This window comes from Mediannikoviicoccus vaginalis (assembly GCF_928097925.1).
Classification (GTDB): domain Bacteria; phylum Bacillota; class Clostridia; order Tissierellales; family Peptoniphilaceae; genus Mediannikoviicoccus; species Mediannikoviicoccus vaginalis.
In genome coordinates this window covers 660,043-673,301 of sequence record NZ_CAKMRI010000001.1, presented here as the reverse complement: position 1 = coordinate 673,301, position 13,259 = coordinate 660,043, and the positions used below count along the sequence as shown (strand labels likewise).

Here is a 13,259-nt window from a genome sequence, read left to right as displayed (position 1 = left end):
AATGGCAGACAACAGAAGATACTATTGGTTAAAATTGAAAGAAGATTTTTTTACAGATAAGAGAATCAAAAGGCTAAGAAAAATATCAGGAGGAGATACCTATACAATCATCTATCTTAAATTGCTTTTACTTAGCTTAAAAGATAGTGGGAAGCTGTATTATGATGGAGTAGAAACAGACTTTATCAAGGAGCTTGCATTAACGATTGATGAAACGGAAGATGATGTAATGGTTACAGTAAATTATATTATAGCACAAGGCTTGATGGAGATAATCACAGAAAATGACGAGTATTTTTTAACAGAAATCCCAAGTCTTATAGGTTCAGAAACAGCTTCTACAAGGCGTTCAAGGAAATCAAGAGGACAAAAAGCGTTGCAATGCAACACTGGTGCAACACCTTGCAACCTTTTGCAACAAAACTGCAACGGAGATATAGAGATAGATAAAGAGATAGATATAGAGTTAGAAAAAGAGGGGGAGATAGAAAAAATATCCCCCAACCTTTATGGAGAATATAAAAATGTTTCCTTAACCGATGAAGAATATGGGAAGTTAAAGGATAAAATGCAAGGTCATAGGGAAGAAATGATAGAGAAGCTGTCAACCTATATGCAAAGCACGGGAAGAAACTATAAAGATCATTATGCGACCTTAGTTCATTGGTATGAGCAAGATAAAGTTAAATTAAAAGAAAGCCATAAATCAAAAATATATACCCTTGAAGATTATGACAAGGGGGAACACTTGTAGACCTCGTACAAGACGGTGGGAAGGTGTTTTTAGAGCGTTAATGATAAAATAGGTATCAGACTATAGCTAAGTGTAAAATATGGCTTAAAATTGCAGTATGGAAAAAATATCGTATTTATGATAAAATGATAGTGATATGGTAATAAACTCAGTTATAAGGAGAGGATATATAAATGCGAATTCAATTTACTGTAACCGATGAAGAACTTGAAATTTTAACTAAAAAAGCAATAGAGGGAGGTTTCCCAAGCGTTACTGAATATTGTAAGTGTAGTAGTTTACAAGAAAATACAAGCTATGCTGACCTATATACTACCTTATTAAACAAAATTAGCTCTTTACCAAAGGACAAAGAATTTGTTTTGAGAGAGTTAATCGCAACACCTCCGGCATTGATTGGCAGATGGTTTTATGAAAATGTAAATAAGGGACTTGTAAAAAATGTGGAACACATCGGAAAAGCTGAAGGCGGAGTAGAAAAATATAAAAGAATATAAGACTTATTCAAAAAGCTACGCAGTGCGTGGCGAATTGGAAAAGAATTTAGATAATGTTGGAGGTGCATTTCATGGCAGAAGAAAATAAAGAGATAGTTATTGTAGATGATAAAACTATACAAGAAAAAATATATCTTATTCGTGGGCAAAAAGTAATGCTTGATGCAGATTTAGCTGAAATATATGGTTATGAAACAAAAAACTTTAATAGACAGGTGAAAAACAACGCAGAAAAATTTGAAGGTGAAGACTTCATGTTCCAACTAACGGACGAAGAAATGGTAGAACTTTCAAGGTGCAAAAATTTCACCTTGAACAGAGGGACTGGTAGAGGAAGTAATATTAAATACAATCCTTATGCCTTTACAGAACAAGGTATTTATATGCTGATGACTGTATTAAGAGGTGAACTTGCTGTTAAGCAAAGCAGAGCTTTAGTTAGAACATTTAAGCAAATGAAAGATTTTATCATTGAAAACCAAGATTTTATCGGTTCAAAAGAATTAGTTCAAATAGCAGTACAGACAAATCAAAATACAAAGGATATAGCTGAAATAAAGTCGCAAATGGCTACAAAAGAAGATTTGAAAAAGGTTATGGATAATTTTATAGATCCGGACACATACAAGCATTTCCTTTTAATGAACGGAGATAAGATTGAAGCAGATGTTGCCTATACCAAAATATATAAGTCTGCAAAGAAAAGCATTTATGTGATAGACAACTATATAGGCTTGAAAACCTTAGAATTATTAAGGGCTGCAAAAGACAATGTTGAAATTATAGTCTTTAGCGACAATGTGAAGAACAAGGATATGCTGACAAAAAATATCCTAAACGATTTTAGAAAAGATTACCCTAATATCAATCTGAAGATGAAAGTCGCAGGGAAAAAGTATCACGATAGATATATTGCCATTGACTATGGAACAGACAGTGAAGCCTTTTATCTTTGCGGAGCTTCATCAAAAGATGCAGGAAATAAAATATCAAGTATTACAAAGATAGAGGAATCTTCCAAGGATATGTATCATACGATGTTTGGCGGAATGCTGAACAATAAGGATTTGAAAATTTAATATGTAAATGGTAAAGCGTTATTAAATGAATAGCTATAAGACTTGTGAAAGGCGGTAGAAATAAAACTCTATCGTCTTTTTTTGATTGCAACTAACAGGAGGGAAAATAATATGCACGAAAATAAAAATGAACATAATACAGGAACAAAGACTATAAAAAAGATTGGAAAAGTAACTTATGAGGTTATTGTCCATTTTAATGAAAATGCGACTGAAACTATGCAAGATAAATTGAAAAGGATAATGCTTAGAGAAATGGAGCGAGAAAAAGATAAAAAACCTCATAAAAATGATTAGAAAGTCCTTGACAAGTTGTTACAGGAAAAACTGCCAAATCAATCCTTATATCCTGTGGAGCAAGGCTTGCTCCATTTGATATTCAGGAACTTAGGGACTTAATGAAAGAAGATGAACTGGAGCTTGATACACTTGGAGAAAAGAAAACAGCTTTATTCGTAATAATATCGGATACAGATGATACATTTAACTTTGTAGTATCAATAATGTACTCACAATTATTTAATCTATTATGTGATAAAGCAGATGATGAATATGGTGGAAGACTTCCTGTTCATGTGAGATGCCTACTTGATGAATTCGCAAATATCGGCTTAATTCCTAAATTTGAAAAGCTGATAGCAACTATTAGAAGTAGAGAAATATCAGCTTGTATAATATTACAAGCACAATCACAACTAAAAAGTATCTATAAAGATAATGCAGATACCATAGTTGGCAATTGTGATTCTACATTATTTTTAGGAGGCAAAGAAAGAACAACATTAAAAGAATTATCTGAAAGCCTAGGCAAAGAAACCATAGACCTATATAACACATCAGAAACAAGATCGAATCAAAAGAGTTTTGGACTAAATTATCAAAAAACTGGTAAGGAACTTATGAGTCAAGATGAAATAACTGTAATGGATGGTGGTAAGTGTATTTATCAGTTAAGAGGAGTAAGACCTTTCTTATCTGATAAATTTGATATTACAAAGCATAAGAATTACAAGTTATTGGAAGATTATGATAAGAGAAATATATTTGACATAGAGAAATACCTACAGAGAAAAGATGAGGTTAAGTTAAAAGAGAGTATGGTAGTTGAAATATTAGATGAATAAATTTAAAATTAAATAAGAAGTAAGATAGATATTTAGGAAAGATTAAAAGAAAATACTTGACAAAAAATATTCTATAACATATAATAACGTCAACAGCACCCGACACGCCTCTTAACAATGCGGACCAAGTCGGGTCATTTGATTTTAGGAGAAAAAATGAAAAAAATCTATCAAGAACCGATTAGTATAGAAAATCAAGTAAAAAATTTAATAGACTTAGGACTTTTAGTGGAAGATAAAACTTATGCTAAGAAAATTCTTGGAAGAATATCCTATTATAGGCTGATTAAAGCTTATAGTATCACATTAAAAAAAGATGGAAGATATATATCAGGAACAAGTTTTGAAGATATTGTAAGTTTATATAAATTTGATAGAGAACTTAGACAGCTTATATTTGAAACAATAGAGCATATTGAAGTTTCTTTAAGAGCAGTTATCACAAACTATTTTTCTTTAAGATATGGGAACTTTTCATATAAAGATATGAATAATTTTGAGAAACAAAAGGAACAAGAAAGGGTACTAGAAGAATTAGCAAGGGAAGTTAAAAGAAATAGACGCTCACCATTTATAAAAAACTTTAAAGACAATTATGAAGGTGGAGAAATTCCACTCTATGCAGTGATAGAAGTAGCAAGTTTTGGAACTTTATCTAAAATGTATAAGAATATGAAAAATGAAGATAAAAGTAAAATTGCAAAAGTCTTTCATACAGACTACCATTACTTTGAATCTTGGATAGAAAATTTTGCCTATATAAGAAATATATGTGCCCATTATGGCAGGCTATATGGAGCAAAGCTTACAAAATCACCAAAGCTATATAAAGAATATTTAAAAAATAATATTTCAAACAATACAATATTTGCTACATTAGTTAATCTTAAAATAGTTTCTGAAGAAGAAAATTACAAAAAATTTTATCATGATCTAACAGCACTAATAGCAAGATATGAAAATATTGAATTAAGACATGTTGGCTTTATAGAAAACTGGAAAGAATTACTAAAACCATAAAATTAAATAGAGAAATCTACACCGAAAAAAACATTTCGGTGTTTTTTTATGCCCAAAGGAGGAATAATGAAATATATACGAGATGAGCCGAAAAAATAAGATACAGATAAAAATGAAATATTAATGAATTAGAAGTAGAAGCGATAGAGAAAACTATCGCTTTTTTTATGGAATAAAGGAGATAGAACAAATGGAAAGAGAAATGCTAAATATTAATGGAAATCTAGTAGGAGAAATAAAAACAACTGCAATAGATACAAAGGAAGGAGAAAAAGAGGTAGCTAACTTCACAATAGTTAGAAAGAACAAAGAAGAAGGAAAGGTTAAAAAAGAATATATCTACTGTAATCTCTACGGGGAAAAGGCAAAAAGTGTGAAGGAATTTAAAAGTGGAGAATACATCCATATTTTTGGATATTTTAAGGAAACAAAAAAAGAAGACAAGACATTTAAAAATTTTATCGTAAAGCACATAAATAAAATTAAAAAAGAAGAAAAAGAGGAGGAAATATAAATGGAATTTTTTACACAAGCAGTAAATGTATTAAAAATATTAGTTACAGCAATTGGTGCAGGGCTTGGAGCATGGGGTGTTATCAACCTGATGGAAGGTTATGGGAATGACAACCCTGGTGCTAAATCTCAAGGTATTAAGCAATTTATGGCAAAATAAGGACGGAATAACACAACAAATTCTCTAAAACAAATCACTAAATCAATGTAAGATTGAATGAAATCAATATTTATGCTATAATTAAATTAATCTAATAAAGAGCGGGTGAAGTTGCTACCGCGGAAGGTGCAGTCATTGTTGAAGTTACTGCATTAAACCATGCAATAGATAATTGTCAGAGAGTTTGGAGGCTTTATGATGCGTAAAAGTAGATTAGAAAAGTTCAGAAATATGCTATTGATAATAGCTATATTTACGACGTTTTTGTCATCATTGTACTTCTTTTTTAGAATAAGAGATTATATAATAGCACTTATTTTTTTTATTTCGTTTCTTCTTTTGATGATGTTAAGGCAGTCTAATGGGTAAAATAGTGTATCTAATAATTCAAATTATAGTTATTACATGTATTTTTGCGATTGCTATAACTGCCAGTTATTTTGGACTTCCAAATCCAATTGGAGTAATAATAGGAGTTATACTATTTATAGTTTATGATGTTTTATTTATGACTTTAATAGATAAATTCGAAAAAAGAAGACGCAAATTCTCTAAAACAAATCACTAAATCAATGTAAGATTGAATGAAATCAATATTCATACTATAATTAAATAAATCTAATGAACAGAAAAAGAGGGATATTATGGCACTTAACTATAAACCATTATGGATACAGTTAGCAAAAAAAGGATTAAAGAAAACAGATGTAATAGATATGGCAGGACTTACAACAAATGTTATGGCACAAATGGGCAAGGATAAACCAATTACATTTAAAAATTTAGAAAGAATATGTAAGGCTCTATCTTGCACTCCTAATGATATTATTAGTTTTGAAGACAATTTTAGTGAAGAGGAATAGTGAATGACTTTAAGGATAGAAGATCAAGCTAGGGATTATCCGAAATTGGTATTAGGCTTTGATGAAGCTGAAGACAACATTGATCAAGAGACTGGTCAAATAAAAAGCTTTAAGACAGATGATAAAGCTAAGTCAAATAAGAAAGACCATAGCAAAGATACAGAGAGATAAATATTGGCAGTATTCGGACTGCCTTTATTTTTTTGTTATGACGGGCATGTTTTAATGCTGGGGTAAAAATCCCTACAGAGCGTAGTTACCAACGAATCTAATAGCGACTTGCAAGTTTTAGATGGTGACATCTAGGAGAGAGAAAGCAATAGCGAAATAGTAGTAACAACGAATAGTGAGAAGTCAGCAGAATCCATAGTAGTGAAGAAGTTTCTGTAATGGAAATGGAGCGAAGGGAGGAACGATATTTATTGTAATATTTGAAAATGATGTACTATGACTTGATGGAACACAAGGAAGGACGTATTCATCTCTTAAGGTTCAGATACAAAAAGAATAAAGTTAAATAGATACATAAGTAATAAATAATATGATACAAGAAAATATTGAACCGCCGTATGCCGAACGGTACGTACGGGTGGTGTGATAGGGACTATAAATTAGCCCCTACTCGATTTTAGTCAATCTAACTTATGGTCTAAGACATCACAAAAAAATTATAGCCAACTCTTCTAATATGTAAACTAAAAATAGTGTCTTGTGAAACTGATGTGAAAATGCATAAAAAGTGGCAAAAAACCTTGAAAAGTGGTAATATTTATGTGTATAGATTCTTTTTCATCGGAATAAATTTCATTATATATGGGATGTTTCTGAAAAAAAGAAAGAAAAGGAGGAAATAATGTTAAAATGTAAAAAAATAACAGCATTTTTTTTAGCTTGTTTAATGCTGTTAAGTACAATTGTACCAACTGGTGAAGCATTTGCGCAAGGTGCAAATCATTTGTCAAAAACAAGAATTAGTAGGATAGAAGTCAAAGATCTAAAAGGTAATACCATTGATCTTAATGAGAAAATTGAGGAAGACAAGGACTGCAGACTAGAAATAGACTGGGATGCCAGTGAATATGGAGCAGATATTAAAAAAGGAGACTATTTTAATGTCAGTCTTCCTAAAGGTTTTAAGGCATCAAAAAGCAACTTTGTAGTACATACTCTTGACGGAGTGCAAGTTGCAAAAGCACAAGTAAATAACCCTAATTCTGAATCGGGGGGGGTACTCTAAAGGTAGTATTTACAAGCCTTGTAGAGGATAAAACAGATGTAAAAGGTAGTATTGGCATCGAAGGAAGCCTACTAAGTATAAGCAATCCTCCTGAAGAAAAAGAATCAAAAATTAAAAAAGATGAAGCATCAATTGAAAAAACGATAAATACTGAAAATAATGAAAATCTTGAGAAAACGAATCAATTAAAAAATGACAAGGTCAATGAAGAAAATCAAGGTTTAGATAATTCAAATGTAGAGGGCCAAGAGGTCAGGGAAGAATTACAAAATAAATCATCAACAGACATTAATAAATTAAATGCACCGTCAGAAAGAGTAGCAGATTATAGTTTGAATTTGAAATGGAATTCTAGCGGAGATGGAAGCATAGAAAAGGATACTTTAACTGTTGGTGGGAAAAGCTCTGAAAAAATTACCTTGGATATTGACTTCTCAATCAGTGTCAAAGATGGTGAGGGCTTAGCCCCAGGTGAAGTAAAGATTAGGATTCCAAACTTTCTACTTGATGAGAGAGGAGGTAGTAAAGCTGCCGAATTAGATAAGGATACAATTCCTTTTGTAAAAAAAGGGCAAACAGGAGGTAGAACTTCTTTTTCTTATAGTATCGAGGGTAATGACCTAGTTTTGACTAATTATGAGACTATATCTGGAAAATATAGTATGAATGCAGTATTAAATTATAAACATTATCCATATAGAGTTGAAAGTGGTTTAGAAAAAGATATACAAGCAAGTTTTACTTTAGAAAATAATGGCCAAGCAATAAAATCAAATACACTAAAATTAAAAAATCACACTGAAACCAACATTAAGAAAAATGGAAGGAATTCTAAATGGGTTCAAGAAAAAAGAGAAGTGTGGGATGAAAATTGGGGAGAAAAGCCAAAAGACTCCGAAGATTATTTTTATACAATATGGAAGATAAATTTTGAGTTTGAAAATAATCTACAACCCGTAAATACAATTATTGACCCACAAGTGACACCAGGAGAAGCTATAGCACGACTGGACAAATATGGTGACAAGTACAAAATAGTTGGTCAAGCAAAAGATGGTAAAATTGTAATAGGTACTTCCTCCTATTATCCAGAGGAGAAAAAGCTATTTTATATACTCTGCAGACACAGGAAGGATTCATTAAAGGATAATCCTGACCTAACAATAAAAAATGTAGATAAAGTATCTATTGAAGGTGTTGATACAAACTATGAACACAACTCTCATGATGAGATAACAGTTTCTCATCAATACAAATATGAACCACCAAAAAAAATGGAAGATAAGCATGATATTGATGACTTTTCTAAAACAGCAAAAAATGCAGCTTATAATAAGGGTATCTTTTTAGAGGATGGTTTTGTAGATGTAACTTTTGATCTTTCAGCTAGGTATAAGAGTTTTGATAGAGAAAAAGGAATAGGGGCTAAAATTGAATTTATAGACGAAGGGCCACTATCTATAAATGATTCAGAAAAATTAACCCCTCTGGATGAGTATTATTTTACATCAATAAAACCGAGTATGTATTTAGAGGAAATTGTTGAAACTCCCGATGGTGATAAAGAAGAAGAATTGGGAACAGTAAGTGATATTGGAACAGCTGAGGTTTTCTATAAAAATGATCCTGCAGGAGAATGGATAAAATTTAAAGATTTGAAATTAAGCTCAAAAGATAGCTGGCTACAATTTGATGGTGATGATAAACCAATTAGTATGGATGGCAAGCCAGTTTCTGTTAAAGTTGAACTCACCCTTACCAGAGGCACATTTATGTCAGGAGGTATTGATATAGGTGCAAAAATAATAGCTTCTGATAGGATAAAACAATTATTAGATGCTGATGGGTCTGTAAAAATCACTAATGAGGCATCATCTTCAATAAGCAAATTAGATGGAAGTAGGAAACTTAATGCAAAAGACAAGACAAACCTGTATATTCAAGGACCAAAATTTGAGGGGAATATGGGTAAACAATCAGAACTTGTTGGAGAGCTTGATCAAATCAACAAAACTGCAGAGATTGACTATTCTATTGGTTTTGAATTAAGAGAACAGACAGGTAAAGCAACTTCAGCTGATTGGAAAATACTCAATGAATCTGTCTTTTATGACCTGCTTCCAAAAGGAATAACAGAAAAGAATGTAAAGGATATTAGATTAGGATCAATTGCAAAATGGCTTAATTTTCATGTGGGACCAAGTTATTATAACGGGGATGTTAAAGGAAACGTTTTGAAAGACTTTAGCTATACCACTGAGTTCATAGATAACTGGAAGGGTACTGGGCAGACGATGATGAAAATATCTGTTAACACCTCTGGCGCACAAGAAGCTGTGAAAGATATAGTTTCAATAATAGTCAGGTATAGGCTTATTGTAACTTTCGATCAAATTGAAGAATTAGATTCTAAATTAGACAACAAGGTAGCTTTTAGCCCTAATTCAACTAGTGGTATTAAAAATGGGAACGCTGATGTAAGCAGTGAAAAATTCCCTGAAAGATTAAAAGAAAAGTACGGAGATTTTTCTAATATTAGTAATGAAGGACAGGAAGATATCCAAAATAAGTTCTTTAGAGACACTACACAAAAAATAGACTTACCGAAAGCGTCAGAACTTTCCTATGTAAAATCTGTAGGAACACAAAAAGAAGTCTTTAAGAGTTCGCTAGAAATTAATGAAGGGGAAGAGTATGAATATAAATTAAGACTCAAGACTCCAGAAAAAACTAGAACAAAGAACCTTATTTTCTATGATGTCCTTGAAGATGACCATGGCAATAACCCATATTGGCAAGGTAAGTTTAAGGAAATAACAGAAGGAAATAGTGGGAAATATGATGTAGCTCCTAAATATTATTACTCTACTAAGGACAATATCCATATTTATAATGAAGATGGAACATTAACAGATCAGGGTAATTTAGATAATAAGGATGTATGGACAGATGTAAAACCTGAATCGGATAAAATCACAGCCATAGCAATAGATCTAAGAAAAACAAAAGATGGAAATGATTTTATTATGCCAGAAAACTCCTCTTTGTATTTAACTATAAAGATGGAAGGCATCCCTAAAAATTATAGTGAATACTCAGATTACGTAGCTAATAAAGATAACAAGAATAATCCTATTAAGGCTTATAATACGACGATATTACAATCTACTTTAATTGATGAGCTGGGAAATGAAACCACAAATGCTAGAAGAGCTAATACAACGAAAGTATCAATAAAAACTACTGAATTAAAAGTTTCAAAGAAATGGGAAAACTTACCAGGCAAAAACTTAGATGATATTGATCAGGTGCAAGTTCAATTATACAGAGATGGTGAAGCAGTTGAAGGTAAAACTTTAGCTTTAAACAAAGATAATGGTTGGAGCGATTCATTTATTGGCCTTAAGACTCTAGATCTTGCTAACAATAAAGAATATGAATACACTGCTAAAGAAGTTGGTGAAGTTGACGGACTTGTAAAAATTGCTGATAGAACATTTGAAGTTAGCTATGAAAATGACAGCTCAAAGAAAAGCACTGTAATTACAAATAAAGAGACAATTAAACCAACTCCACTAGACCCACCAAAGACAGACATCAAAGTAGAAAAAATCTGGCAAGGAAAAGATGGAAAAACTATTGATGCACCAGTAGAAAAGATTGAAGTAGAACTCTACAGAGATGGAGAAAAGACAGATAAGAAGCTAGAACTAAACAAAGGCAACAATTGGACTGTAGTCTTTAAAGACTTAGATGTAGTAGAAAAACTAGACTCCGAAAAAGCCTACGAATACACAGTAAAAGAAGTAGGCGAAGAAAAAGGTCTATATGAACTAGAAAATAAAAAGTTTAGAGTAAGCTACACAGGATCTATGGAAGAAGGCTTTAAAATAACAAACAAGTTAGAAGAAACCTCTACACCATGGACACCAATTACTCCATCAAAAGAAGACATCAAAGTAGAAAAGATCTGGCAAGGAAAAGATGGAAAAGAAATATCCGCACCAGTAGACAAAATCGAAGTAGAACTCTATAGAGACGGAAAATCTACAGATAAAAAATTAACTCTAAATGCAGAAAACAACTGGACTGGAGAATTTAAAGACTTAGATGTAGTAGAAAAACTAGACTCCGAAAAAGCCTACGAATACACAGTAAAAGAAGTAGGAGAAGAAAAAGGTCTATATGAACTAGAAAATAAAAAGTTTAGAGTAAGCTACACAGGATCTATGGAAGAAGGCTTTAAAATAACAAACAAGTTAGAGGAAACCTCAAGCCCATGGACACCAATTACTCCATCAAAAGAAGACCTTAAAGTAGAAAAAATTTGGCAAGATAAAGATGGAAAAGAAACAGCAGCCCCAGTAGAAAAAATAGAGGTAGAACTCTATAGAGACGGAAAATCTACAGGCAAAAAGCTAGAACTAAACAAAGCCAATAATTGGAGTGGAGAATTTAAAGACTTAGACGTAGTAGAAAAATTAGACTCAAAAGAGGCCTATAAATATTCAGTAAAAGAAGTCGGAGAAGAAACAGGATCAATTAAGCTGAATGGAAATTGGTACAAAGTAAATTACAGTGGGTCTATGAAAGATGGCTTTACAATAATAAATAAAGAAGAGCCTAAAACACCACCAACACCATCTGAACCAGATACTATAACGATTAAAGTTAAGAAAGACTGGACTTTATATGGAAATAAGCCAGTAGACAAAATCATGGTTGAACTATATCGAGATGGAAAAGCTACAGGAAAACTTCTTGAGTTAAATAAAGATAATAATTGGAGTGGAGAATTCAAGAACTTAGATGTTAAGGAAAGTGCAAATTCAAAGCATGACTACCACTATACGATAAAAGAAATTGGTGAAGTTGGAAATACAATAAAACTAGATGGAAGATGGTTTGATGTCAATTATCTTGGCAATATGAAAGATGGATTTACAATTGTAAATAAAGAAGAAAAACCAACAGAGCCAGGTAAGCCAGAAGAACCAAATAAACCTAATGACCCACAAGAACCAAATACGCCTGAAACTCCAAAAGAGCCAGAAAAGCCAAATAATCCTGGAAAACCAGTTAAACCAAATACTCCTAAGACTCCTTTACCAGGTAAGCCTCTACCTAAAACAGGAAACGGATTAAATCCATCAACCTATGCTTGGATTTTATTGGGACTTGGTAATCTTTCTACTTTTGCTGGAATTCAAAGAAAAAAGAGAATAAATTCAAGAAGAAAGAAAAATGTCAAATAAGCAAAAAAAAGATTATCTAAGTAAATTTCTTCTTGCAGTCGGGTTAATATTCATTGTTTTTTCTATTGCTTTTCTATTTCTAAACCATAAGAGGATAGAATTAAAGAAAGAAGAATCCATTAATCTGGAAAGACAAATAAAGCAAGAATTACCTCCTTTTGAAAATCACGAACAGGAGAATAAACCTGAAGAGATAGAACAAAATGTTGCATCAAAAGACTCTATAAAAGATACAGCTATAGGCGTTCTTAGAATCGATAAGATAGGAGTAATTACCCCTATTAGTGACAATACAAATGAACAATCTTTATTAGAAGGTTCAGGTATTGTTGAAGATACAGATATACCGACTTCAGAGGAAAATACTATAACTGTTCTTGCGGGACACAGAGGAGGGATAAACGAAACACAATCCTTTCTAAATATCGACAAGTTGGAAAAAGGTGATGAGCTAAAGATTACTACTAGGAAAGAAGAACTCTATTACAAAGTAGTAGATAAAGAAGTGATTGAACCTACGGATTGGAGTAAATTTACACGAGAAGAAGGAAAGACCAAACTCTTTTTAATGGCGTGTCACCCCTATCCCAAAAACGATAAAAGGCTTTTAGTAAAAGCTGAGCTAATCAAAAATGATGAAGAGATAAACAATTAAATTAGCAATATAAAAAACTATCCATTGAAATTATTCTTTGGATAGTTTTTTGGTATGACGGGTATGAAATCGGCTGCAAATTTTCATGAAAATTTGTCAGTT

At 32.0% G+C, this 13,259-nt stretch carries 11 protein-coding genes and 2 pseudogenes; all 13 read left to right on the top strand.

Annotated features, from left to right (window positions below):
• Window position 1 precedes the first annotated feature (1 nt).
• The 13 genes and pseudogenes from L6651_RS03310 (at window position 2) to L6651_RS03250 (ending at window position 13,157) form a co-directional block, all read left to right on the top strand.
• Window positions 2–754: a phage replisome organizer N-terminal domain-containing protein gene (locus tag L6651_RS03310; protein ID WP_237036609.1), complete on the top strand. Its 753-nt coding sequence runs from the start codon at window positions 2–4 to the stop codon at window positions 752–754.
• Window positions 755–927: 173 nt separating this feature from the next.
• Window positions 928–1,251, top strand: coding sequence for a hypothetical protein (locus L6651_RS03305; protein WP_001222544.1), 324 nt, complete (start codon window positions 928–930; stop codon window positions 1,249–1,251).
• Between the two features lie 71 nt (window positions 1,252–1,322).
• Window positions 1,323–2,330 (top strand): ORF6N domain-containing protein, encoded by a 1,008-nt coding sequence (locus tag L6651_RS03300; RefSeq protein WP_237036608.1) that lies wholly within the window; start codon window positions 1,323–1,325, stop codon window positions 2,328–2,330.
• A gap of 111 nt (window positions 2,331–2,441) precedes the next feature.
• Entirely contained in the window at window positions 2,442–2,627 is a 186-nt protein-coding gene (locus tag L6651_RS03295) for a transposon-encoded TnpW family protein (RefSeq protein ID WP_000545006.1), read from the top strand.
• An 11-nt stretch (window positions 2,628–2,638) separates the two neighbouring features.
• Window positions 2,639–3,454 (top strand): annotated as a pseudogene (locus L6651_RS03290) (VirD4-like conjugal transfer protein, CD1115 family); the annotation flags it as partial.
• 156 nt (window positions 3,455–3,610) lie between these two features.
• Window positions 3,611–4,474: an Abi family protein gene (locus L6651_RS03285; RefSeq protein ID WP_058259928.1), complete on the top strand. Its 864-nt coding sequence runs from the start codon at window positions 3,611–3,613 to the stop codon at window positions 4,472–4,474.
• A 190-nt stretch (window positions 4,475–4,664) separates the two neighbouring features.
• On the top strand, window positions 4,665–4,988 hold the full coding sequence (locus L6651_RS03280) for a single-stranded DNA-binding protein (protein WP_002842079.1): 324 nt from the start codon (window positions 4,665–4,667) through the stop codon (window positions 4,986–4,988).
• Window positions 4,989–5,141, top strand: a pseudogene (locus L6651_RS03275) (Maff2 family mobile element protein); the annotation flags it as partial.
• A gap of 650 nt (window positions 5,142–5,791) precedes the next feature.
• Window positions 5,792–6,010, top strand: coding sequence for a helix-turn-helix domain-containing protein (locus L6651_RS03270; protein ID WP_019124113.1), 219 nt, complete (start codon window positions 5,792–5,794; stop codon window positions 6,008–6,010).
• A 3-nt stretch (window positions 6,011–6,013) separates the two neighbouring features.
• Entirely contained in the window at window positions 6,014–6,181 is a 168-nt protein-coding gene (locus L6651_RS09495; protein WP_019192815.1) for a hypothetical protein, read from the top strand.
• A gap of 682 nt (window positions 6,182–6,863) precedes the next feature.
• Window positions 6,864–7,247, top strand: coding sequence for an Ig-like domain-containing protein (locus tag L6651_RS03260; protein ID WP_237036607.1), 384 nt, complete (start codon window positions 6,864–6,866; stop codon window positions 7,245–7,247).
• A 338-nt stretch (window positions 7,248–7,585) separates the two neighbouring features.
• Entirely contained in the window at window positions 7,586–12,502 is a 4,917-nt protein-coding gene (locus tag L6651_RS03255) for a Cna B-type domain-containing protein (protein ID WP_237036606.1), read from the top strand.
• Window positions 12,492–13,157, top strand: coding sequence for a class C sortase (locus L6651_RS03250; RefSeq protein ID WP_237036605.1), 666 nt, complete (start codon window positions 12,492–12,494; stop codon window positions 13,155–13,157). Before L6651_RS03255 ends, L6651_RS03250 begins: the two co-directional genes overlap by 11 nt.
• Window positions 13,158–13,259: the final 102 nt, after the last annotated feature.